The organism is Candidatus Thiodiazotropha sp. AKIB8 (assembly GCF_058244675.1).
On sequence record NZ_JBSYOO010000037.1, the window covers coordinates 16,075 to 40,400 of the forward strand.

The following is a 24,326-nucleotide window of genomic DNA, read 5'->3' on the forward strand; positions in this document are numbered from 1 at the left end:
GATGATGAGAGCAGCCGTGGAGCCAGAGCAAAAAGAGAATAATAAACAGTGGCAACAGTGGTGTGAAAAGCTGACTGAGGCCGAATTGAGCCCACCTGAGGATAAAGCATTCATCAGTCGCCTGAAGGTTGTTTGGGAGGCCAGTGAGTACGTTGCTCAGGTCTCCACTCGATACCCGGCACTACTTCTGGATCTGTTTCAACAAAATCTGCTGGATCGCTCTTTTCAGGCCGGAGAGATCTCTTCCCTGCTTGCTGAGCTTCTAGAGGGCGTCTCAGATGAGGCAGCTCTGGCGAAACATCTCAGGCACTTCCGGCGTGAGCAGATGGTACGCATCATCTGGCGTGATCTTAACCGACTGGCAGAACTCGATGAGACCCTGGAGGATCTTTCCGCGCTTGCCGACGCCTCTATCGGACACGCTATGGAGCACCTCTACAGCTGGTGTTGCAAGGAGATGGGTGTTCCCAGGAGTGAAGAGGGAGAAGCTCAGTCTTTGGTAGTACTGGGTATGGGGAAGCTGGGTGCCCGCGAGCTCAACCTATCTTCTGACATCGATCTGATTTTTGCCTATCCAGAGACAGGGTCGACAGATGGGGCAAGACGCCTGACCAACGAACAGTTCTTTATCCGTCTCTGCCAGCGGCTTGTTCAGGCATTGGACAACCATACCGCAGAGGGATTTGTGTTTCGGGTCGATACCCGTCTGCGCCCATTTGGCAGTGTCGGCCCTTTGGCGATGAGCTTTTCAGCGATGGAGAGCTACTACGGCTCTCAGGCCCGGGAGTGGGAACGCTATGCCATGATCAAGGCGCGGGTAGTAGCAGGAGACTCGGCCGCCGGTGATGAGTTGATGGCCATGTTGAGACCCTTTGTCTATCGCCGTTACCTCGATTTCAGTGCTATTGAATCACTGCGTGATATGAAGCAGTTGATCAGTAGTGAACTGCATAAAAAAGGCATGGAGGCGAATATCAAACTGGGGCCGGGCGGTATTCGCGAGATCGAATTCATCGGCCAGGCCTTCCAGCTGATCAGAGGGGGAAGGGACAAAGCACTGCAGACACGCCCCATTCTTTCGGTATTGCAGATATTGCAGGAGCGGGAGCTTGTTCCGGAATATGTAGTTCGTGAATTGACCGAAGCCTATGTTTTCCTGCGCCTGGTGGAGAATCGTATTCAGGCCTGGCAGGACAAACAGACCCATCTACTGCCTTCCGATGATGCCGGGAGAGGGCGTCTTGCCAGATCCATGGGGTTTGATGCATGGGATCCCTTTTCTGAGGTGCTGGAGCAACACAGAAGGCGGGTTCAGGGCCATTTCGATATGGTCTTTGCCGCACCTCAAGCTGAAGCCGAGGAGCAGAGTCAACCCTTGACTGGGGTCTGGAATGAGCTGCTTGATGAGGCGCAGTCGACCTCCATTCTGCTGCAAAATGGATTTCAACAAGCCGACCAAGCCCTGCATCTGTTAGGGGCATTGCGTAATAGCCATGCCTGTAGACAGCTAAGTGCCAAAGGGTGGGAGCGACTGGATCAACTGATGCCACTACTTCTGCAGGCGGTTGGTCAATCAGAGTGTGCCGATGTTGCCCTGCCACGGGTGCTCGATCTACTGGCAGCAGTCGTTCGCCGCACCTCTTATATTGCCTTGTTGGTCGAAAACCCGATGGTGCTCTCTCAACTGATCAAGCTGGCTGGGATCAGTCCCTGGGTGGCGAGTATGCTGACACGCCATCCTATACTCTTGGACGAACTGCTCGATCCCCGGCGACTCTACTCGCCGCTCAAGCGTGAGGCACTCGGTCAGGAGTTGGCGGAACAGCTCACCCGCATCGACGAAGATGATCTGGAGAGTCAGATGGAGCGACTGCGTCAGTTTGGGCAGAGCAATCGCTTACGAGTGGCAGCTGCAGATATTGCCGAGCAGATTCCGCTGATGGTGGTCAGTGACTACCTTACCTGGATCGCAGAAGTGATCATTGAGCGGGTGATTCAACTGAGTTATCAGGAGATGTTCCGGCGGCATGGGCAGCCCCCTGGGCTATCTGAAGGAGAGACGGGATTTGCCGTGGTAGGTTACGGTAAACTGGGTGGTATCGAACTTGGTTTTGGCTCAGATCTGGATATGGTGTTTCTGCATGGCTGTAAAGATAGAAATGCCTTTACCGACGGCAAAAAGCCTGTCTCCGTTGACGTTTTTTATGCCCGCATGGCCCAACGTTTCATCCATATCATGACCACAAGGACACCCTCCGGAATTCTCTACGAGACCGATATGCGTCTGCGCCCGAACGGCAACTCCGGGATGATGGTCTGCTCTTTAGAGACCTTTGAAACCTACCAGCAGAAGAGTGCCTGGACCTGGGAGCATCAGGCACTGATACGGGCAAGAGTGGTAGCCGGCGATGTTAGGGTTGGTGAACGTTTTAACGAAATTCGGCGAACCATTATCAGCGAGCAACGGGATGGGGATAAGCTTCAGGGTGAAGTCGTTGAGATGCGAGAAAAGATGCGTGCATCTCTGGATAAGAGCAATGATGGCCTATTTGATTTAAAGCAGGGTACCGGCGGTATCGTCGATATAGAATTTATGGTTCAATACACGGTCCTTCGGTGGGCTCATGACCACCCGGAACTATTGGTCTGGACCGATAATATTCGTCTGTTGGAGACGCTTTCCAAGCTTGGGTTACTGAGTAATCAAGCTGCAGAGCGTATGATGGGCGTCTACAAAGTCCTGCGGGCAGCCTACCATCGTAGCGCGCTACAGGATCAGCCAGCCCTGGTGAAAAGTGAAAAGCTTGCCGAAGAACGGGCCTTGGTGCAGGACATTTGGTCCTGCTTGATGCAGAACAAAGAAGTTGAGCGAGAGAAGTTTCAATGATGTCGACAATGGCAGACCGTGACGGTGTCATCTGGCTGGATGGCGAAATGGTTCCCTGGCGTGAGGCGAAAACCCACGTACTAACACATACCCTGCACTATGGTATGGGCGTGTTCGAGGGGGTGCGTGCTTATCACGCCGAGCAGGGTACCGCTATTTTTCGCCTGCAGGAACATACTGACCGTCTGTTCCGCTCCGCCCATATACTGAATATGCCAATGCCCTTTGACCGGGATACCTTGAACGAGGCGCAACTGGCTGTTGTCAGAGAGAACAATCTCGATTCAGCCTACATCAGGCCGATGTGTTTTTATGGTTCAGAAGGGATGGGGCTTAGAGCTGACAATCTCAAGGTTCACTGCATGGCTGCAGCCTGGGAGTGGGGTGCATATCTCGGTGCGGAGAATATGGAGAAGGGAATCCGTATCCGTGTCTCCTCTTTTACACGCCACCATGTCAATATCACCATGTGTCGGGCCAAAGCCAACGGCAACTACATGAATTCCATGATGGCGCTGCAGGAAGCGCTGCATGACGGCTATGACGAAGCGCTGCTGCTGGATGCGGAGGGGTATGTGATGGAGGGCTCAGGTGAAAATATCTTCATCGTCAGAGACGGAGTGATCTACACCCCTGATCTTACCTCGGCGCTGGACGGCATCACCCGTAAAACAGTCATTGAGCTTGCTGAAGAGCTGAACTACAAGGTGATTGAAAAACGCATCACCCGTGACGAAGTCTATATCGCCGACGAGGCATTTTTCACCGGTACTGCTGCGGAGGTAACCCCGATCCGCGAAGTTGATAACCGCAGCATCGGTGAGGGTGGTCGTGGTCCGATCACCGAACAGTTGCAGAAGCGTTATTTCGATCTGGTGCATGGACGTCTGGCCTCCCATCCCGAGTGGCTGGCCTATGTCTAATAAGTCACTGGCCGATAGTTCTAACCACCCACGGTTCGAAATCAAGCTGAGACTCCCTAATCAGGAGAATTAAATATGACCCAGGCAGAAAAACAATCAACACAGCAGGATGTACACAAGGTCACCAGAAACGATCTACCTCTCAGTTGTCCAAGACCTGGTGAAACCCTGGCTTCACTCCACCCGCGGGTCTACCTGCCAATTGAAAAGAGCGGCACTGCTACCTGCCCCTATTGTGGCACCATTTATCAGTTGAGTGATTAACGATAAAGTAAAGGTGGCCGCACTGTTCTGAATTAGAGGCACCTCTCTAATCTGGTTGGGTAGGAGCCTGGCCCTGAAAACTATTCCGGACTGAGTCATTGATTTGTTTTCAAAGGCCTGCTTGGAGTTCGAATGGCTTGAACAGCGCAGGAGTCAATGCAGGAGAAATTAGTCGTTTTGTGATTGGCTGCTATGCGCAAATGGGCGTAGTAATACCCTTAATAAAAAAATATTGGCTGCTGCTATTTGTATTGCTACTTGAAAGTGAATGGCCGCCTGGGAAACTTCGGTTATGAAAAATGATCTCATCCTGTTGGTTGAAGATAACCCCGATGATGAGCTGTTGGCTCTGCGTGCCTTAAAAAAGAACAAATTAAAACACAAGGTTCAGGTAGCTCGTGATGGTAGTGAAGCTGTGGAGTATCTGCTTGGAAGGAGTGAGAAAGCCCCCCTGCCAAAAGTTGTGCTCCTAGATCTTCAACTGCCCAAGTTAAGTGGTCTGGATGTGTTGAAAATCATTCGCGAGTCGCCACGTACACAATTGCTCCCCGTTGTAGTGCTCACCTCATCTGATGAAGAGAAGGATATGGTTGAGAGCTACCAACTGGGGGCCAACAGTTATATACGCAAGCCTGTGGGTTTTACTCAATTTGTTGAAGCGGTTCAGAAACTGGTGACTTACTGGATGGCCATGAATATGACGCCGAGAACCGTTAAATGAAGCGTAAGCAACCGATTCGTCTGTTACTTGCGGAGGATTCTGAAGATGATGCCTTGCTGTTGCTGCACCATCTGAAGAGAGATGATTGGGTAATCGAGCACTATATTCGGGTCGACAGCTCTAGATCCTTGCAAGAGGCATTGGATGGCACTCATTGGGATCTGGTTATCACAGACCATAACATGCCTTCCTTCGATTCGAAGGAGGCGTTGCAAATTGTACGTACCACCGATCTGGATATTCCGGTCATTATTGTTTCGGGTAGTATCGGTGAAGAGCTGGCTGTATCAATGATGAAAAGTGGCGCGGCTGATTACATCATGAAGGATAACCTTGCTCGACTGGGACCAGCTATCGAGCGTGAGTTGCTGGAAGCCCAATCCAGAGCTGCAAGACGTAGAGCAGAGAGTCAGCTTCAGCATATGGCCTACCATGATTCTTTGACTGACCTGAAAAATCGCAGGGAACTGGATCAGGCTCTGAATCAGAACCTCAATAGTGCCAGGAGTAACCAGGAGCACCACGCTTTCATGTACCTGGACCTGGATCAGTTCAAGGTGGTTAACGATACCTGTGGCCATATTGCTGGGGATGAGTTACTGCGTCAGGTTTCCACACTACTGAAAAAGCAGGTTCGGGAGAGTGATCTCCTGGCCCGTTTGGGTGGAGATGAGTTTGGTGTGATATTGAGCAACTGCTCGCTTCCTCAAGCAGAAGTATTGGCGAATATGCTCAGGGAGACTGTAGAGAAACACAAGTTTATCTGGGATGCCCGGCCTTTTAGTACCAGTGTCAGTATAGGTCTGGTGGATATTACACCAGATACGAAGAGTAGTGATGAGGTTTTGAGTAATGCGGATATGGCTTGTTTCGCCGCTAAAAGCCGAGGCCGCAATCGTGTGCATATCTACACCGCAGAAGATGATGAGCTGGCGTTACGACGTGACGAGATGCAGTGGGTCAGTCGAATAAACAGTGCCTTAAATGAAGAGCGATTTTTACTCTATCAGCAACCGATTGTCTCTCTGGCTGACGACAGTAGCCCCAAACATATGGAGATACTGCTGCGTATGCTCAGCAGTGATGGTGAGATTATCCCCCCAGGTGCGTTTATTCCCGCAGCCGAACGTTACGATCTGATGCAGCGTTTGGATCGCTGGGTGGTTAATACCATCTTTACCTATCTGGGGAAAGATAGAGAACGCTGTGATGATGGGCGTCTCTATTTTATCAATCTCTCCGGAACCTCTTTGAGTGATCCTGGCTTCTTTAATTTTATTCAGGAGCGGATGAACCACCTCAAGGTGCCGCCACAAGCCATCTGTTTTGAGGTAACCGAGACTGCAGCGATCAATAATCTTGGTACTACTGAGAATTTCATTCAGGAGATACGGGAGATGGGCTGTTTCTTTGCGTTGGATGATTTTGGCACAGGTCTCAGTTCATTTTCCTATTTAAAGTCCCTTTCGGTCGATTTTCTGAAAATTGATGGCTCTTTCGTTAAGCAGGTCGAAGGTGACGAGATGAGCCGGGCGATTGTTGATGCGATCAATACCATTGGCCATGTTGCCGGCTTAAAAACCATTGCAGAGTTTGTCGAGCGGCAAGAGACTCGTGTTGTGTTACAGGAGATGGGGGTCGACTTTGCCCAGGGTTATGGTATTCAGCGGCCTGAACCATTGGAACCGGATAATCAATAATTGAGTTGCAGCTCTACCCAATAGCCACGGCTATCCATTGGGTAGTCATTGACTATAGATGAATTGGCCGGTTCGCGAACATCGGCATCAAACAGGTTTCTGACGGCCATGGTCAGATCCAGGTATTGCATAATCTGTTTTCGATGCAGAGTCAGGTTGACGATCTGATAGTCATCAATGTCGGGGCGGCTATCTCCCTCAGCACGCGCTCTATCGCCAATCCAGAACCACTGGCTATCAAGTGACCACTTAGGTAGGAATTGCCAATTCGCACGGGCGTAGTATTGAAATCCTGGCGTGTTGGCTACTTCCTCTCCACTGTCACTATCTTCACTCTGTTGCCAGGCACCATTCGCCTGGAGTTTTAGCGCTTGGTTGACCTGCCATTCGATCTCAAATTCGACACCCTGTCCCTCTTGATCCCGTGCGTTTTGGTTGGTGTTACTGGCGCCGTCGGCATCAGGGACGGCCTCGATCAGATCATTGATCTGATACGCATATAGGTTAGTGGCCAGTCTCAGGTCTGAGGTTGGTCGCCAGTCCAGAGCCAGCTCAAGGGTATCAATAGTCTCAGGATCTAGCGACTCATTGCCCAGTTGGACTGGATTGTTTTGTGCGTAGAGTTCGGAAAAAGAGGGTGGGCGAAATGCCTGGCCATAGAGCAGCTTGGTGGTTAAGTCGTAGCGGGTTTGCCACACCAGGGCGAACCGAGGATTGAAGGTGTCACCAAAGTCCGAATAGCTGTCGTAGCGTGCCCCCAGGGTCAGATCCCACCCTCTTGTCAGCGTCCATTCATCCTGCAGGGAGAGGTAGCGGAGATGACGAGTCTTGCTGGGGCCGTAGAGATAAGGTGTGGCGACATTAGTCAGATCGCCATCCACCACCGGTTGGTTGCCGTCGATCACCCCCGGGCCAAAGTTCTGCTTTGCATGGGGTTCCAATGTTAACTTTTTATAGCCTGTTGCAATACGATAGTGGTGATTGGCAAAACCATCGTAGAACCCTGTCGCCTCATAGCCGAGAGTTTTATTGCTGCTGTTCGGCTGGCCAATATATCCTTCTGTGAAGTGGGTGAGCCCGACTGGGTTATTGAAATTCAGGTTGCCGTCGGCGCCTATAGGCAGAGTGGCGCCAGCAGGGAAGAGTGTGAATTTATTGGTGTAGTCGGTGTAGTTGTAGTTGAAGCGAAAATTTAACGCCCAGTCCGGGTGAAGATCCTGGTTCTGGTAGAGGAGGTCGAGGTTGTAAATGTCCTTCTCCAGACTTCCCTCAGAATCGAGCACAGGTGCTGCACCGACACCGACACCGACGTCTCTCTGCCAAAGGCCCCAGATACGAGCACTCCAGTTATCTTTACTTAAACCGAGATGGTAGTTGATGAGGCGCTGGTCAAGGTTCATCGCACCTGGGGCCAGAGACGCCTCAGTGCCGAAACTCTCGTCCAGTGTGGATTGAAGATCCTGTTCAATGACTCGTTCATCGTCTGTGCCCTGCTTTAAGGCTTCCAGACTGGCGACCAGATCCCAGCCCTGGTGGTTGGTGCCGTACTGCATCCAGCCATTGGAGGTGTTGAAAGATCCCTGACGGAGTCCTACACGGGCACCATCTATCTCTTGACCATCTTTGGTGATGATGTTGATGGTGCCAGCAAAGGCGTCAGCGCCATGTACTGCTGACCCTGGTCCTCGCACAACCTCCACTCGGGAGATCATCTCAGCAGGCATTTCGAAGCGGTGACCGAGATTACCATTCCACAGATCCTTGATCTGTACCCCATTGATCAATACTAAAACTTGCGGGTTAAGGGCAGTAGTGATGCCGCGAATATTAATGTTGGTGATCAGCGGGCCATAATTGCTGGAGGGAGATATATGAACACCAGGCACGGTTTCGAGAATTTCAAAGAGCGTTCTGGCCCCCATGGCCTGGATCTCCTCTTTGCTGATCACACTGGCGACCGATGGAGCAAGAAATACTGGTTTGGCGCTGCCAGTGGCAGAGACAAGCACTGCGTCGGTTCTGTAGTAGTCATCTTCTCCTGGGCCGCTGAATAACGCCTCAGCCTCTCTCATCTGCTGGTCTGTGATTACAGGGGTATCCGCGAAAGCGCCGGTCGTAGAAGTCTGGGCAAGGATGAAAAAGAGTGAAATACACAGATTTCTGCTGCTTGATGTGAAAGGGTGTTGAGCTGTCTCCGTATAGAGACCATCGAAACGGATTGGTTTGTCAGATGATTTTTGTTTATATTTCATAGGCTTATTTGAACTTCGGTCCAGATTTCACGGCCTTTCATCGGATAATCATCGGGGATAGCTGTAGTGCTCGGCTCCCGTACATCCTCATCAAAAAGGTTGCGTACTGCCAGTGAAACATCGAAATGTTCAAACAACTGCTGACGACGCAGGGTAAGGTTGACGATACTGTAGTCATCGACATTGTCCCGGGGATCCCCTTTGTCTCGCTCCCGCTGTCCGACCCAGAACCATTGTGCATTGACGGACCAGTCAGGAACAGGACGCCAATCGGAAGAGAGGTAGCCTTGTAGCCTGGGGGCATGGGGCACTCTCTCTCCTGTCTCTTTGTCTTTCGAGTCCTGCCAGGCAATATTGGAGTTGAGTCTGAGAGTTTCTGTAATCTGCCAGTCCCCCTCCAGTTCGACCCCCTTACCTTTCTGGTCACGGGCATTTTGAGATGTTGAGGTTGTCTCCCCATCGTCGGGTAAGAATTCGATCAACCCTTTGATATTATAGGCATAGAGATTGGCCGCGAGTCTTAAATCTACCGTTGGGCGGTAGTCGAAGACCAGTTCCAGAGTATCCAGGGTCTCTGGATCCAGGTCAGGATTACCAAGGCCTATGGGATTGTTTTGGGCATGTACATTGGTAAAGCTCGGCGCACGGAATCCGCGTCCGTAGAGCAGCTTGGTCGTCAGGTCATAGCGGGTTTGCCAAACCAGGGCAGCTCTGGGATTAAATGTGCCACCAAAGTCTGAATAGCGGTCGTAGCGGGCGCCCAGTGTCAATTCCCAATTTTTTGCAAAATTCCATTCATCCTGTGCGGAGACATACCATAACCTGCGTTCTACGTCTGGCATGAATACTCTCGGATCGCCTGTGAGCTCGGTCAGGGTTCCATCAACCTCGGTTTGAGTACCGTCGAGTACCCCTGGCCCCCAGTTTTGATAGGCTTTATAGCGAGTCTCAGTGTACTGGTAACCAAGTGCAAACCGAAGTTGATGCTGGGCCAGGCCATCATATAAAGCACTGCTTTCAGTACTGAGCTGGTTCTGAGTACGTATTGGAAAACCTATATATCCATCGGTGAACAGCGTCAGAGTTGCTGGGTTGGTAAAGCTGAGATTTCCGTCACTACCGATGGGTAGCAGGGAGCCTGGCGGAAAGAGCTGCAAATAGGTCGAGGCCTTCAGATAGAGATAACTGAGACTGAGGTCGAAGCTCCACTCTTCTGCCCACTGATCGTTTTTATAGTTGATATCTCCCAACAAGGTATCACTCTCAAGACGGTTGTCGTCGGCCATTGCGTTTGCCAGTCCTGCTCTGACGCCCCCGTCGTTCTCACGCCAGCCCCAGAGATAGAGCTGCCAGTTCTCACGATTGAGACCGATGTAGCCATTTAGAATGTCATGTTGGGTGTCCATGGCGCGGGGAGCCAATGAGGCTGAGGTACCGAAGCTCTCATCCAGCGAGGTTTGGAGGTCACGTTCGATGACCCTGTCGTTATCGCCATCCGATTTCATCATGTCTAAGCTGACTGCGATGTCCCAACCCTGGTACTGTCCTCCCTGTAGTGCCCAGGCATCTTTGCGGGAAAAGGAGCCGCCTCGGTATCCACCTTGACTGCCATTAATCTCCTGCCCGTCCTTGGTAATGACATTGATGGTGCCGGCGAAGGCATTGGCGCCATGTACGGCTGAGCCTGGCCCACGAATGACCTCCACTCTTGAGATCATGCTGACCGGTAACTGAACTTGACTGGGGCGTCTTCCCCGATGAAGATCCTGAACCGGCTGTCCATTGAACAGCAGCAGGACGTGGGGATTGGCATTGGTGTGGATACCCCGAATGGACCACTGGGTCTGATAGTTGGGTGACTGGGGCATGTAGACATGAAGTCCCGGAACGGTTTCCAGTACTTCATCCAGCGTAGTGGCCCCCATTGCTCTGATCTCCTCTTTTGTGATCACCGTTGCAACAGATGGTGCCAGGAATACCGGTTTTGCACTGCCAGTGGCGCTTACCAAAACAGCATCGGTTCGATAGTAGTCCTCCTCAACAGGACCACTGAAGAGACGCTCTGCCTCCTGCATCTGTTCATCAGAGATCAGGGGAGCTTCAGTTGCTGTGGCAGCGAAATGGCAGCTCAGAAAAAACATGAAGATGAGTTTACTATGGCGTCTAGTGGTCATGTTTACAGTCTGTTCAGTAAAGTCGCTGAAGAGATAGTAATAAGAATTCCAAAAAGGCTATCGCCATAAGATCTGCGCTCATTTTTCTTGATTGAGCTTATAAAGCTAGGAGCGCGATTGAGAAAAATCAAGAGAAATCGGATTCTTAGCTGACATAGCGCAAGTTACTATTTAAACTCTTTTGTCTATGAGCGTGATGAAATTCTTGTTGCCCACCGGAAAACTGCCCTCGATCCGACTCTATCTGGTATCGATGAATCTGGCATTACTGCTGTTATTTACAATCATCAGTCTTCTATTCTGGCAACAAATCAGTGACTTTCGCCAAACAGAGCATAAGGCGGATATTGCTGCCATACACAGTGCTATGCAGGCAAGGAACGCATCATTGGTGCGCAGTATGGCACTCAGCTCAAATCAAGCGATTGTTGGTTATGATTTCAGTTTTCTGAATGCCCTGATGAAACGGGTTGCAGATGGCGATGGTGATATTCGGTTCTGTTTGGTGGTCAGTAAACTGGGTCAGATTGTTGCTCACAGTTTGCCGCAACAGGTGGGCGCCACACCTAAAGATGCTGTTGATATCGAAGCGCTCTCTCTGATTGAGAGTGACTTTGCAGGCGATACGGTAAGTGACTTTTCGGTACGGTTTGTCAGTGATTCATCAAATGACTTACTGGCTGAAGAGTCGATGCAGGTAGTGACACCAGTATTTAATGGGCAAGAACTATGGGGTGTTTTACGTTGTGGAATATCACTGGTCGGCTTACAGGCAAGCATCGATGCGCGCATCGAACAGTGGGATGAGAAGATGCGCCAAATCCGCATTTTCTACATCTCAGTTGCAGCGGCATTTATCCTGTTTGGTTTTCTTGTGGCCTTGATCTTTACTCAACGTCTGCTGAGAGCGGTCAGTCAGCTCGATAAGGGTGTAAAGGAGGTATCTGCAGGAGACCTGAACTATCGTCTCAGTATGAATGGCTTACTCTGTTCTGAGTTTGGCTCGTTTGCCACTTCTTTCAACCGAATGACAAGCAACCTGGAGATCTCCCATGGTCAGTTGGATGAGTACAACAGATCGCTTGAAAAGAAAGTGGCCGAGCGGACGATTGAGCTGGAACGGAGTAATAAAGAGCTGGAGGCCTTTAACTACTCGGTCTCCCATGATCTGCGTGCACCCTTACGAAGTATAGAGGGATTCAGTCAGGCGCTCTCTGAGGAGTATGAGGATAGTATTGATGAGATGGGGCATGACTATTTGCGTCGTGTCAGGTCGGCTGCTACCCGCATGGGCCATTTGATCGATGACATGTTAAGGCTTTCACGTCTTGGTCGTCAGGAGATGGAGATCAGTGATATTGATTTGAGTGAACTGGCTAACAACGTAGTGGAGAAGTTAAAGGGAGAGGAAACTGAGCGACAGATCCACTATCAGGTGGAGCCTGGGTTGAAAGTCCGTGGAGATCAAAGCTTACTGGCGATAGCCCTCGATAATCTGATTGGTAATGCCTGGAAATATAGCAGTCGTGTCGAACGGGCCGAAATTATTTTTGGTAAAACAGTTAATAAAGGGATGCCATGCTTTTATGTCAAAGATAATGGCGCTGGGTTTGATATGCGCTATGCTGATAAATTGTTTGGTGCTTTTCAGCGTCTCCATAAAAATAGTGAATTTGAAGGTTCCGGAATTGGCCTGGCAACAGTAGCCAGAATTATACATCGACATGGCGGTTCCGTCTGGGCTGAGTCAGAGGTAAATAAAGGTGCCACTTTCTATTTCGAGTTGCCAGGTGAATAAGATGCTCTTGGAGTGGTCTTGCTGCGTACTACATTAAACATTAACGCTTGCCTGCTATGGCTTTGGCTGCTGATCTTCCCAGGTGCCTTACTTGGGGATAGCGGTCTGAGTTTCTATTATTTCAATCCCGATTCACCACAGAATAATCTGGGCCGATTGAAAAGTGATATGGAGATGCTGCTTAGAGATTTCAGCATATCCATAGAGTTTCAGCCGTTTGCTCATCTGAACGATTTTGATCAACGGGTACGTGAGGATCGACCTGCATTTGTGTTTGCGCCCCATTGGTATCTGAAGCGCTATGTTGATGAGCTTGGGTTCAATCCGTTATTGCAAGCAGTACGTCATCAACGAAACGACTACCAAAAATTGCTGGTTAGTAAGCGTAAAGGGAATAGTGAATTTCGTAAGTCAGGGAGGAAAACTTTGGCGATGACCAGCTTGGGACCAGACTCCAAAAAGTTACTGAGTGGCATATTGGATGCTAGTGATCTGATTGATGTTGATCAGGTCAGTATTGTTGAGGTGCCCAAGGATGCGGATGCAATTTTTGCGGCTGCATTGGGGCAGGTCGATGTCGCTCTGGTAACTCAGACAAACTTGAAACTGTTTAAGAGCATTAACCCAAAACTGATCGATTCTCTACGGGTCTATAGCGATTTTACTCCAGTTGATATGCCGGTATTGGGCTACATGGATGGTGCCGTCACTAAAGAGCAATCAGATCAACTGATAAAATTCATACTTTCATCCCAAGACAGTACGGTGATGCGTACTCTTCAGATTGATGGGTGGAGTGATCATGCGAGATAGGTGTCTGCTATTTTTAGTCATGATTATGATGACCTTGTCTGCCTGGTCAGATCAGGCACCGGTTGTTGTGTTGCTCTCCGATTCAGAAGCAGTTTACGAACAGCCCCTTGTTCAATTCAGATCTAAATTGAAACGTCCGGTTGAGGTGTTCAATCTAAAAGGGGATATACAGCGGGCGCCAGAGGTGATGGCAGAGGTTATGGCATCCAAACCTGGTTTGATTGCGGCATTTGGTGCTAAAGCCGCCTATTTTGCTAAATTGGCTACCCAATCGAGGCAGGAGATACCGGTGATTTTTGCCATGGTACTTAATTGGCAACGCTATCGACTGCTGGAGGGACAGGACAACCTTGCAGGAATCGATGCTGAGGTCGCCCCTGGTACACAACTGCTTTCGATGAATCTGCTGTTTCCCGATGTCACCCGTTTAGGTGTTATCTATAGCAATACACATAGTTTGGCGAGTGTTGAAGAGGCAATCAGTGCCGCAGAACTGGTTGGTGTTGAAATATCAGCTGAGCCAATTGAGCGGGCAAAAGAGCTTAAGCAGGCATACCGTCGATTGGCAGGAAAGGTTAATGCTGTGTGGCTGCCAACCGACCCTGTGCTCTACACACTGGAGAATATCCATTGGTTAAAACGCCAATGCGTTAAAGATCGTCTGATCTGTATCGGCCAATCTGACAATATCGTTCGTCTCGGATTGCTGTTGGCGGTCAATCCGGATATCCCAAGCGTCGGGGCGCAGGCTGCAGGCCTGGCAGAAGATATACTGCAACATGGTGTGAAACCGTCACAGATTGGCGTGCAGGACCCATTGGGTACCCGCATGACCTTGAATGCAAAAACAGCCAGTAAAATAGGACTTGAGCTAACGGAAAGCGTGTTGTTGTTGGCGGATGAGGTGGTCGAATAATAATTATGAGATGCTTGTTGCATCTCGGAAGTCCGTAACAGGATGAACCACTACTTCGCCGTTTTCCTCGAGTACACCGATCTGGTCTCCTGAAGGATTGGAGACAACAATCGTTACATCCTGAAAAAGCGGTCTTCTGATAAATTTAATTTTCCAGCCAAAGCCCTCGATCTTCTGCAAGGTCATTTGCTGCCATTGATTGAGCAGTTGCTGAAAGTCGTCTGGCACGGGCGGTAAGCCTGTTCTCTGTTCCTTGGCCATGAGAAAACGTCCCTCTTCTCGATCATATCCTAAATAATCCGTTTCCAATCCTATGGATCAGAATGGTCGATTCTAATCAAAAATGTCGATGAAGTCACTGCGAGCAACTGAGATGCTCTTACACCAGCAATAGAGGTGGAAGATTGTATGAAAATGCTTTTCAGGACTCTCCAAAATTACCGACGATGGGCACGGCTTCGAGACCACTTATAGTGGGGCGTGCCCCCACCCAGCACTCGAATTTATTCAGGTTTGGGGTAGGGTGGGGCCATGCCCCACCAAAAGCCATGTTGAATCGTACTTACGGCCTGCCGCACCACCCAGGGTATGCATTCGCAAAAAACCAGTTACTTGGTTCATTACCCGCAGTGTCAGTAAAGCGGTTCGTCAGGTGGTTTTGGTTTCAGTTGGGCATGGTGCGGCAGGGCCGCACCCTACACTCGAATTTATTCCGGTTTGAGGTAGGGTGGGGCCATGCCCCACCAAAAGTAATGTTGAATCGTACAGTACGTCACCGCCGCCCCTTTTCGAATTCAACTTCTAAAGAATTTCTATTCAAACTGTAACCACCAGCCTCACTGCATCAAGACGCAAGCGGGCTGATTGAAGATGCTGGTGCAGTGATAACCCCTGATCCTGGAGCAGATCGATCTCTTCGCTTCTGACTGACGGATTGTGCTTTTTCAGCGCCTGCATACGTTTGATCTCAGTCGTATAGTGGCTCATCATTTCCGCTGAGGCTTGCTTGACTGTCTTTTCGATCTGCTGTTGTGCAACCTCTTCGGCGCGTGATATCAGAGCTCTGATCGCTTGCCGGTAACTGTTGATAACGGGTAAAAGGCTTTGTCGATCCAGATCCTGGGCATGTTCCAAGAGGCTGTCACAGTCGACCAGATGATCGTATCGTGTCCCTTTTGCATCTATGAAAATGCGCTTCAGGGTTGGTGGTAGAAAACGGCCAATCTGCAGTTTTCGTGGGGCAGGGCACTCGAGAACGAAGAGGCACTCCAGCAGCAGCTGCCCCTTTTTCAGTTTAGGGTGACCACAGGCAATAACGCTACTGTTACCAGTCTGTATGCCTATGACCTGTTCCATGGCTCCCCGTACCAGTGGGTGTTCCCAGGTCAGGAATTGCCGCTCTTCGTGGCTCAGTGCATCCTGTCGACTGAATGTTACTGTCAATCCATCTGCCGGCAGACCAGGTAGGGAACCGGCGACAACCTGCTCTCCCGGACGCAGGATGAGCCCGGCTTTGCCCAGCTCCTCGGTTTCGATGTTGTAGCTGTCAAAAAGACGGCTTAGATAATCAGTCAGGGCTTTGGAACTGTCTTGCTGTTTGAGCTGCTCCACCACCTGGCTGGCCACAGGTTCTCTACAGGCGCCCAGCTCAAGTAGATGGTCTCGGCCCTGTTGTAGCCGGGTCTGGATCTCCTCCTTGAGTTGTCGGGTTTGTTCAATCAGCTGTGGTAGTGCTGCGTTATCCTGTCCATTTTCAATCAGCTGCCAAAGTTCTGAGCTGAGTTGCTCACTGATCTGCTGGGCACCTGGTACGTGGTGATTGAAGGCATCTAAACCATCCCGGTACCAGTGCAGTATGACCGACTGTGGGCCTGGGTCGAGATAGGGTTGATGTATCTTTACCGTCTGCTTTTGACCGATTCGGTCGAGTCGGCCAATACGTTGTTCCAATAGGTCTGGGTCAAGGGGCAGATCGAACAGAATCAGGTGGTGAGCGAATTGAAAATTCCGGCCTTCACTGCCGATCTCTGAGCTGATCAAAAGACGTGTGCCTTCGGGGTCAGCAAACCAGGCGGCAGCCCTGTCGCGTTCAACGATGCTCATCTCCTGATGGAACAGTCCGGCAGAGATACCGGATTGAGTGCGAACCGCTTCCTGCAACTCTACGGCTGTCTCCCCATGGGTGCAGATCAGTAAAAACTTAGTCTCAGGGTGTTGTCGTAACAGTTCGATCAACCAGGGCACGCGGGGGTCATCCTGCCACCAGGTTTTGTGCCCCTGCTCGCTAAAGATCCGCTCAGGTGTCAAACGTAACGCAGCAGACTCTATGTCAGAGCTCTCCAGCAGATCTGCATAGGACTCTGGAAGTGGCAGCGGCGTCGCCAACAACTCGCGTTCAGGGAAGCCGCTGATGCGTGCCCGGGTATTGCGGAACAGCACTCGGCCTGTGCCATGCCTGTCGAGCAGCATATTGATCAATGTCTCTCTGGCTTCACTGCATTCGTGCTCACTACTGCCAGGATCATTCAGCAGATTGAGCAGAGGAGTGCTCTCGGTCTCATCCAGTTTGCTCAGCAGCGCCTGGGTTGCCTGCTCAGGGAGGGGCTCCTTTCGCAGCAAGTGCTCGACCGCTTCGGCGACAGGTTGATAGTGGCGCTCCTCTTGTAAAAAACTCTGCAGGTCATAGTAGCGGTCGGGGTCGAGCAGTCTCAACCTGGCGAAGTGACCGGCCTGGCCGAGCTGTTCTGGCGTGGCAGTGAGTAACAATACGCCTGGAGTTCTCAGGGAGAGCGCCTCTACCAGTAGGTACTCGGCGCTTGGATCCTCCTCTGACCAGGTCAGATGATGGGCCTCATCCACGATCAACAGATCCCACTCGCCATTCAGCGCCTGGCTGAGACGGTCGGGGTTATGATGAAACAGGTTCAGGCTGCAGAGTACCAATTGCTCAGAGTGAAAAGGGTTGTCCCCCTGGCCTGAGTCCTGGATGGCTTGGCAGGTCTCTTCGTCGAGAATGCGGAATTTGAGGTTGAAGCGTCGCAGAAGCTCCACCAGCCACTGGTGTACAAGAGGGTCGGGTACAAGAATCAGCGCCCTGCTGGCGCGGCCTGTCAGCAGCTGCTGATGGAGTATCAGGCAGGCCTCGATCGTCTTACCGAGGCCAACCTCATCAGCAAGCAGAACTCTCGGGGTGGGACGACTTGCCACTTCATGAGCGATATAGAGTTGATGGGGTATCAGGTCAATACGGGGGCCCACCAGACCGAGCAGTGATGATTGTTGCCGCTCCCCAATCTGTTTAAGGGTAAGCTGTCGAAGATTGAACCAGTGCGGTGGATCGATCTGGCCGGTGAGCAGGCGCTGTTTGGGCTGATCAATGCGTAGTGTATCGTCCAGATCTATCTCTTCCAAACGAGCCTGGCTGCCGTCGGTTTTTTCTCCCAGATAGGTGATCAGTCCGTCGTTGAGCTGGGTTTCACGAACCTGCATCTGCCACCCTTCCCGGCTTTGAATCTCATCACCGGTGGCGAAGGCTACCCGAGTCAAGGGCGCTCCTTCTATGGCGTAGACACGGGTTTCGTCTATCGCGGGGAAATTGATGCTGACACGTCGTCCTTCACAGTCGGCAACAACCCCCAGGCCAAGTTCAGATTCTGTGTCGCTGATCCAGCGTTGGCCCGGTAGAAAAGATGGCATGTTGATATGGTCCTGACGAAAAGGGGCAGATGATAATGGCTATCCGCTCAGCATGCCATATGGTTTTTTAGCTCGGAGCTGATGATCGTGACTCAGATATGGATTCTGGGATGATTAGTAAATCCCGCCGATAAGCTCTTTTCTCAGAGAGCGGGTGATATTAAGTTGGCTGGCCATGTCTGGTATGATTTGACCGCTTTTTAACAAGACTGAGAATAATTGAATCGTGGAAGCAATGTTTGAGAAAATACTCTGGAACAGCCGCCTGATCGTATTGGCAGCTGTGATTGCAAGCCTGGCTGCAGCTGTCGCTATGTTTTATATGGCCTCTATTGACGCCTTCTACATGATTTCCCATCTGGGTTCTTATGCATCGCCGGCATTGACTGGCGAAGAGCGGGTTGCTCTGCGTTCATCCACGGTGACCCATGTGGTGGAAATTGTCGATGGTTATCTGCTGGCCACGGTGTTACTGATCTTCTCTCTGGGTCTGTATGAGCTGTTTATCAGTAAGATCGGTCATGCTGAAGGATCCGAAAGCGCTTCCAATGTGCTGATGATAACCAGTCTGGATGATCTGAAAAGCCGCCTGGCGAAGGTGGTGATGATGATCCTGGTGGTGCGCTATTTCGAATTCGCCCTGGGGATGGAGTTCACAACCCCGTTGGACCTGCTTCAGTTCGCAGGGGGGATTGCTCTGCTTGGATTGGCCCTCTATCTATCGCACATGGCGGATAAGGGTTCTCACTAGTATGAAGCACCACACTAGGTGACCGGCCTGCAACCCAAATTGCCTGGCACCTATGTTCTGCTGCTGAAAAATAGCAGGTTGAAAGCGATCAACGTGGGGCGTCTGGGCAATTGTGAATTCCCAAAAGGCTGGTATCTCTATGTTGGCAGTGCTTTTGGCCCTGGGGGGGTGGCAGCACGATGTGGACACCATAAGCGCGTCAGTCAGCGTCCCCACTGGCATATCGATTATCTGCGTGCTGAGACGGTGTTGAGAGAGATATGGTTCACTCATGACCCGTGCCGGCGAGAGCATGAGTGGGCTGGATTGTTTGCCGAACACCTAAAACTCAGGCAGCCGATTCCTGGATTCGGCGCTTCAGATTGTGATTGTGGGAGTCACCTCTCTATTTCTGATGTCAAACCCAACTGGAGTAGATTTGCAGGGCTGGCTGGGGAACTTTTAAACGGGCAGAAAGTTATCTTTTGTGAAATTGTTTAATTGACAATTATCGTTTATAGGCATTTACTGCCCGTTTAACGTATAATCCAGCATTTTTGTGGGAAAGGACTCTTGAATTAACCCCCGCAGGTGTACCCTAAATAACTGAACTACATGAGGATAAATCCCTGATGAATAAGATGAAATCATTGCTGCTGTCTACCAGCGCTTCCCTCCTTGCTCTTGGTGCTGTTGCTACTGCGTCAGCTGATCCTGTTGCGCTTGCTACACAGCGTGGTTGCATGGCTTGCCACCAGGTTGAGACTAAGGTTGTTGGTCCAGCATACAAAGAAGTTGCTGCCAAATATAAAGGTCAGGACGGTGCGGTAGATGCGTTGGTAGCCAAGGTTAAAGCTGGTGGTTCTGGTGTGTGGGGTCCTGTGCCTATGCCACCTAATGCACATGTCAGCGATGAAGATATCAAAGCAATCGTAGAGTGGGTTTTAACCCTCTAAGATCGCTCTGACAGCCCACCACTTGTTAAGAGTGGTAGAAAAGCGCCTGACACATTGCAGGCGCTTTTTTTATGGCTGATTAAAATGCGCTCATTCTCTGCAAGTGTGTGTGGGATATGGCCTTAAATGAGTGATTTGACACATTTTAAGGTGGATTTTTAGTAAACATTGGTCAGATGGGATTGCCTTTGTTATCGGATTAATGCCATTCTCCTGCGCCAAGGGGTTTATTGGGCCTCTCAAGAGAAGGGTGGTTGAGTATGTGTTCACGAGTTGCCATGCCAGACTGCCATTCCCCTAACTAATTTGAATTCTCGGGAGAAAGTAATGAACTTTCAGCGTTTTTCTCTACTCATCGGGTTTTGCCTGGTCTTCATGAGTCAACTGGTTTTAGCCGCTTCCGCCGGAGAGATGGTCATGGTCGACGATCCCTATGTCCGGGCTGTGCCTCCAGGGCAGCCGAATTCGGCCTCCTTTATGTCACTCCACAACAAGAGCGACAAAGGGATTGCCCTGGTTTCTGCCAGCAGTAGTGCCGCTGAGGTGGTCGAACTGCATACCCATACCATGGAAGATGGCATGATGCGTATGCGTAGGGTGGAAAAGATAGATCTCCCGGCAGGAGAGATGACCAGCCTGAAACCTGGTGGGCTTCACGTGATGTTGATTGGCTTGAAACAAAAGCTGATTCCAGGCGAAATTATCGCTCTGACTCTCTCCTTCGATGATGGATCGCAGCTCAAAGTGGATGCGCCTGTGCGTAAGTTGCGCATGAAGATGAAGTCTTCGGATCACAGTGGTCATAGTCACTGAAATCAAAGCAACCTCCGGGTAAGTCTGGGCCGAACAGTTTACCGGCAGGATGTCGGTAGACTATCTATTCAGAGGTTTCCTGTGGCTGCTACAACCTCGCGAGAGGGCTAAGAGATCGTTTCGATGGGCCAATCACCCTTTGATTCATTTTCCGGCATGCAAAAAGCATTTGCCACCGGTCTGGAGCGTTTGCTTCAGCAGCCGGGTCTGGGCAGTTATATTCTGGTTCATGCCAACGCTTGCTTCGATGAGGAGGTCAAGCGGATATTGCAAACCCAGTTGCGTCACCGGTTTGATCAACACGCAGAGTATTGTCGTTTAACGCTCAGCGAAGGTCGTGAATTAGCTGGCGCAGCTGACGACAGTCTGGTCTTTCTGAAGCTAATGGCTATCGGTTTTGATGGTGTGCAGACCGCAGATTTTCGCCAGGAAGATGGATGGGAGCTTCAGTTCAATCATCTGCGTGCTTTTCGGCCATCCAGAATGACTACCGAAACAGTAACCGGGCTCAGTCGCCCTTTCGATGCCGATGGTTTCCACTTCAACAAGCCATTTCTAAGAAAAGAGGCATTTTGGAGAGGTGAGCTACACGGGGTGGAGGTGGAGCTCCTCTACAACAAATTCCCTTTTGTTCCAATGCATTGTCTGCTGGTACCCGACAGGAGTTTGCGATTGCCGCAGTTGCTGACACCTAAGTACCACAGATATGTCTGGGCCCTGGCTGAACGGATGTCTGGTTCGCTGCAGGATATTGGCATTGCCTATAACAGCTTCGGTGCTTATGCCTCGGTCAATCATCTCCATTTTCAGGTTTATGTTAAATCCGAGCCTCTGCCATTGATGCAGGATCACTGGCGTCATAATGGGGGAGATCGCGACTATCCTCTGGGTTGTGAAGTCTACCTGTCGGTAGACCAGGCTTGGCAGCGAATCGAAGCGCTGCACAAAAGTGAGACAAGCTACAATTTGATCTACCGTCCAGGCAAGCTCTACTGTATACCGAGAAAACGACAGGGGAGCTATGATCATGAGCCGTGGACCAGGGGCTTTGCCTGGTATGAACTCGCCGGTGGATTCACAACCTTCAGTCGTTCAGATTTTGACACTCTGGAAGGCTATGCCATTACCAGGGAACTGAGTAAACTTCAGCTCAGCCAGCTGACCAGGTAGTAGAGGCGAAGCCCCTCAGAAGAGCGGGAAGGACCGTTCACCTGAGCGGGGTGGTAATTCTCTTTTTCTGCAGCTTTTTCCAGCGCCTCTTCAGCCGATGTCATCAGGGTGACGCAATTCTCGGGAAAGCGGTCTCTACGCTGGCTGGGGGTATAGATCACCGCATAGCTGGTGCGCACGATCGACTGATCCGGATCTTTTTGCATGATGGCAGGCCTGAACTGGAATTCTGTGTTGAGTCTAACCTGATTATTACATTCAGTCTCTATTGAGCGGCTACCAGGAAGTCAGTGCCCTTAATTAGAAGTTCCTTGGATTTAGATAGAAATTTGAGGGGTTTTTCCAAAAGCGATTAATGAACCACTCAGGTGAGCCTGAGTCGAATCAGAAAATGTCATTTAAAGCTTGCTGAAGATCCATTTTGACCTTTATTAGGAAATTCTGGTATAGTTCCGCAGCTTTTTTAGGGTCTTTACAGCGCTCAGACTGTGGTCTGGTCAATTGCTGGGAGGCTCAGGATTTCAACCTATCCAGCATAATTTCAGAGCAGGATTGATAATGAATAAATGGCTCGTAACCGCAACCCTAGCCCTATCTTTCAGTGTTGGCCTGGCTAATGCCGCCGGCAATGCAGAAGAGGGTAAAAAGAACTCCGCTGTCTGTGCCGGTTGTCACGGCGCAGAGGGTAACAGTCCCATCAACCCGGTATGGCCAAAGCTTGCTGGGCAACATCCCCAATATATCGAGAAGCAGCTCAGGGATTTCAAAGCGAAAGACCCTAAACGCAGCGATCCGATGATGTCGCCAATGGCCGCGCCTCTGACCGATCAGGGTATTGCCGATCTGGCTGCCTATTTCTCCAGCCAGACAGTCAAAGGTGGCGTTGCAGCTGCTGATAAGGTCGAAGCAGGTGAGAACCTCTACAGGGCGGGTAACGCAAAAACTGGTGTCGCAGCCTGTATGGCTTGCCATGGCCCCTCTGGTGCAGGCAACCCACAAGCAAACTTCCCTGCCATTGCTGGCCAGCATGCCGCCTACATAGAGAAGGCATTGAAGGATTTTCGTGCTGGTAACCGAACCAATGACACCAGCAAAATGATGCAAGGTGTTGTAGAACGAATGACTGATGCTGAGATTGCTGAGGTTGCTCAGTATATTCAGGGGCTCAGTCGGTAACCTGACATAATGCATTTTTTTGAGAGGCGGTGTTTTGACACCGCCTTTTTTGTTTCAGCTGCTTTCAGAATGGTTAGTGGCTTGTGGGCCGGCCCGAAGGGAGCCCCGTAGCGGGGCTCTGAGGGTTACCGCACTTACTGCGAGGCCCACTAGGCGGGGCTGTCTATCAGAGTTGGTATAGATGGCCACAACACACTATTCACCCGGCTTGAGTATATTGCTTTCAGGGCTTCAGGCTTGCGCTTGATCAAGATGTGGCTCGAGAGAAGGGGGGGTTCCCTTGTTATTGGTAGGCACACTGCAGCTGAAGGCATATACTTAGTCACCGGGTTAAAAATGTTCAGGGATTGAACGTAGTTCCAGAAGATCTTTGCTTTGTATGTTAAATCTGAACATACGGATTCAGGTTAAAGTGACGGTTTAGTCTTAAGTTTTTTGGCTTTTATCCGCAATATCAATAGATACCGGAGAGAAATTAAGCGTCGCTAAATAATGAATAAGCAAATCCTAGAAAATCAACCGGCTCTGGATGACACAAATCGTTTGCGCCTGCTCAGCTATAACATCCAGGCGGGTGCTGATACCCGCCGTTACAGTGAATATGTCACCAGTGGCTGGAAACAGGTTCTCCCGCATAAAGAGAAGCGAAATAATCTTAATCGTATTGCTCACCTGCTCAAGGATTTTGATGTGGTGGGATTGCAGGAAGTAGATTCCGGAAGCTTCCGTAGCGGCTTTATCGACCAGACCGCCTACTTGGCAGAGCAGGCAGGTTTTCCCCACTGGTATAAGCAGGTTAATCGCAAGCTGGGTAAATTGGCGCAACACAGCAATGGTGTGTTGAGCCGTGTAGAGCCAAGGATTATCACTGAGCATAGACTGCCCGGTTTACCAGGGCGGGGTGCGGTACTGATGGAGTTTCACACCAATGAGAAGCCTCTGGGTATCTGTATGATGCATCTAGCTCTGGGGCGGCGGGCCAGACTGCGTCAGTTCTCCTTTATCAGTGAGCTGGTATCCCACTATTCTCATCTCGTGCTGATGGGAGATTTCAATTGCGGATGCAGTTCGAAAGAGTTTCAGTACTTGATGGAGCATACCAATTTGCAAGGCAGTGCTTGCGATATGATGACTTTTCCCAGTTGGCGGCCCAATCGCAAGCTGGATCATATTCTGGCCTCACCAAGTCTCAGGGTGTCGAAATCGGAGGTGCTCAACTATGCACATTCGGATCACCTGCCAATCACGCTTGAGATCGAATTACCTGAGAATGTTGTATTACCAGCTGCGGCTTGACCCGCTTCAATACAACTAAGCTGTTAATCTATAAGCTATAT

The 24,326-nt window shown here is 50.5% G+C and carries 20 protein-coding genes; 15 read left to right on the forward strand and 5 right to left on the reverse strand.

From position 1 onward, the window contains the following. Position 1 precedes the first annotated feature (1 nt). The 5 genes from glnE to AC4IFB_RS11010 all read left to right on the forward strand — a co-directional run bounded on the left by glnE (position 2) and on the right by AC4IFB_RS11010 (position 6,495). The gene (gene glnE, locus AC4IFB_RS10990; RefSeq protein ID WP_490780188.1) at positions 2-2,887 is read left to right on the forward strand and encodes a bifunctional [glutamate--ammonia ligase]-adenylyl-L-tyrosine phosphorylase/[glutamate--ammonia-ligase] adenylyltransferase; all 2,886 of its coding nucleotides are present in this window, start codon (positions 2-4) and stop codon (positions 2,885-2,887) included. Then, positions 2,887-3,810 carry a branched-chain amino acid transaminase gene (locus AC4IFB_RS10995; protein ID WP_490775601.1) on the forward strand — a complete coding sequence of 308 codons (924 nt, stop codon included), beginning with the start codon at positions 2,887-2,889 and terminating at the stop codon, positions 3,808-3,810. Before glnE ends, AC4IFB_RS10995 begins: the two co-directional genes overlap by 1 nt. 75 nt (positions 3,811-3,885) lie before the next feature. Beyond that, complete coding sequence (locus AC4IFB_RS11000) at positions 3,886-4,074, forward strand: zinc-finger domain-containing protein (protein ID WP_490775573.1); 189 nt, start codon at positions 3,886-3,888, stop codon at positions 4,072-4,074. A 292-nt stretch (positions 4,075-4,366) separates the two neighbouring features. Next, positions 4,367-4,795: a response regulator gene (locus tag AC4IFB_RS11005; RefSeq protein ID WP_490775574.1), complete on the forward strand. Its 429-nt coding sequence runs from the start codon at positions 4,367-4,369 to the stop codon at positions 4,793-4,795. Beyond that, positions 4,792-6,495: a two-component system response regulator gene (locus AC4IFB_RS11010; protein WP_490780189.1), complete on the forward strand. Its 1,704-nt coding sequence runs from the start codon at positions 4,792-4,794 to the stop codon at positions 6,493-6,495. The genes AC4IFB_RS11005 and AC4IFB_RS11010 overlap by 4 nt, the downstream gene beginning before the upstream one ends. On the opposite strand, the gene AC4IFB_RS11015 is transcribed toward AC4IFB_RS11010, so the two are convergent. Both AC4IFB_RS11015 and AC4IFB_RS11020 read right to left on the reverse strand, forming a co-directional pair. Continuing rightward, positions 6,489-8,747 (reverse strand): TonB-dependent receptor plug domain-containing protein, encoded by a 2,259-nt coding sequence (locus tag AC4IFB_RS11015; protein WP_490780190.1) that lies wholly within the window; start codon positions 8,745-8,747, stop codon positions 6,489-6,491. The two genes, AC4IFB_RS11010 and AC4IFB_RS11015, sit on opposite strands and share 7 nt — an antisense overlap. After that, positions 8,744-10,921, reverse strand: a complete 2,178-nt coding sequence (locus AC4IFB_RS11020) for a TonB-dependent receptor plug domain-containing protein (protein WP_490780191.1) — start codon at positions 10,919-10,921, stop codon at positions 8,744-8,746. The genes AC4IFB_RS11015 and AC4IFB_RS11020 overlap by 4 nt, the downstream gene beginning before the upstream one ends. Before the next feature lie 196 nt (positions 10,922-11,117). Here AC4IFB_RS11020 and AC4IFB_RS11025 point away from each other — a divergent pair, with 196 nt between their 5' ends. Genes AC4IFB_RS11025 through AC4IFB_RS11035 form a run of 3 tightly spaced genes read left to right on the forward strand, consistent with a single transcriptional unit; the run spans position 11,118 to position 14,448 of the window. Then, complete coding sequence (locus tag AC4IFB_RS11025) at positions 11,118-12,719, forward strand: sensor histidine kinase (protein ID WP_490780192.1); 1,602 nt, start codon at positions 11,118-11,120, stop codon at positions 12,717-12,719. A gap of 18 nt (positions 12,720-12,737) precedes the next feature. After that, complete coding sequence (locus AC4IFB_RS11030) at positions 12,738-13,532, forward strand: PhnD/SsuA/transferrin family substrate-binding protein (RefSeq protein ID WP_490780193.1); 795 nt, start codon at positions 12,738-12,740, stop codon at positions 13,530-13,532. Next, entirely contained in the window at positions 13,522-14,448 is a 927-nt protein-coding gene (locus AC4IFB_RS11035; RefSeq protein ID WP_490775582.1) for an ABC transporter substrate-binding protein, read from the forward strand. Before AC4IFB_RS11030 ends, AC4IFB_RS11035 begins: the two co-directional genes overlap by 11 nt. A 3-nt stretch (positions 14,449-14,451) precedes the next feature. On the opposite strand, the gene AC4IFB_RS11040 is transcribed toward AC4IFB_RS11035, so the two are convergent. Beyond that, positions 14,452-14,709 carry a hypothetical protein gene (locus AC4IFB_RS11040; RefSeq protein WP_490775583.1) on the reverse strand — a complete coding sequence of 86 codons (258 nt, stop codon included), beginning with the start codon at positions 14,707-14,709 and terminating at the stop codon, positions 14,452-14,454. 555 nt (positions 14,710-15,264) lie between these two features. Further along, the gene (rapA, locus tag AC4IFB_RS11045; protein ID WP_490780194.1) at positions 15,265-18,144 is read right to left on the reverse strand and encodes an RNA polymerase-associated protein RapA; all 2,880 of its coding nucleotides are present in this window, start codon (positions 18,142-18,144) and stop codon (positions 15,265-15,267) included. Between the two features lie 235 nt (positions 18,145-18,379). On the opposite strand from rapA, the gene AC4IFB_RS11050 reads away from it, so the two are divergent. The 5 genes from AC4IFB_RS11050 (at position 18,380) to AC4IFB_RS11070 (ending at position 21,813) form a co-directional block, all read left to right on the forward strand. Then, positions 18,380-18,895, forward strand: coding sequence for a YqhA family protein (locus AC4IFB_RS11050; RefSeq protein ID WP_490780195.1), 516 nt, complete (start codon positions 18,380-18,382; stop codon positions 18,893-18,895). An 18-nt stretch (positions 18,896-18,913) separates the two neighbouring features. After that, entirely contained in the window at positions 18,914-19,375 is a 462-nt protein-coding gene (locus AC4IFB_RS11055; RefSeq protein WP_490780196.1) for a GIY-YIG nuclease family protein, read from the forward strand. Positions 19,376-19,506: 131 nt separating this feature from the next. Further along, positions 19,507-19,830 (forward strand): c-type cytochrome, encoded by a 324-nt coding sequence (locus AC4IFB_RS11060; protein WP_490775588.1) that lies wholly within the window; start codon positions 19,507-19,509, stop codon positions 19,828-19,830. 327 nt (positions 19,831-20,157) lie between these two features. After that, positions 20,158-20,643, forward strand: a complete 486-nt coding sequence (locus AC4IFB_RS11065; RefSeq protein WP_490780197.1) for a copper chaperone PCu(A)C — start codon at positions 20,158-20,160, stop codon at positions 20,641-20,643. A gap of 123 nt (positions 20,644-20,766) precedes the next feature. Next, the gene (locus AC4IFB_RS11070) at positions 20,767-21,813 is read left to right on the forward strand and encodes an HIT domain-containing protein (protein WP_490775590.1); all 1,047 of its coding nucleotides are present in this window, start codon (positions 20,767-20,769) and stop codon (positions 21,811-21,813) included. Here the strand turns inward: AC4IFB_RS11070 and AC4IFB_RS11075 are convergent. Then, positions 21,789-22,019 (reverse strand): hypothetical protein, encoded by a 231-nt coding sequence (locus tag AC4IFB_RS11075; protein ID WP_490775591.1) that lies wholly within the window; start codon positions 22,017-22,019, stop codon positions 21,789-21,791. The two genes, AC4IFB_RS11070 and AC4IFB_RS11075, sit on opposite strands and share 25 nt — an antisense overlap. 352 nt (positions 22,020-22,371) lie before the next feature. On the opposite strand from AC4IFB_RS11075, the gene AC4IFB_RS11080 reads away from it, so the two are divergent. Continuing rightward, on the forward strand, positions 22,372-22,989 hold the full coding sequence (locus AC4IFB_RS11080; protein ID WP_490775592.1) for a c-type cytochrome: 618 nt from the start codon (positions 22,372-22,374) through the stop codon (positions 22,987-22,989). Between the two features lie 492 nt (positions 22,990-23,481). Then, positions 23,482-24,285 carry an endonuclease/exonuclease/phosphatase family protein gene (locus tag AC4IFB_RS11085; RefSeq protein ID WP_490775593.1) on the forward strand — a complete coding sequence of 268 codons (804 nt, stop codon included), beginning with the start codon at positions 23,482-23,484 and terminating at the stop codon, positions 24,283-24,285. Positions 24,286-24,326: the final 41 nt, after the last annotated feature.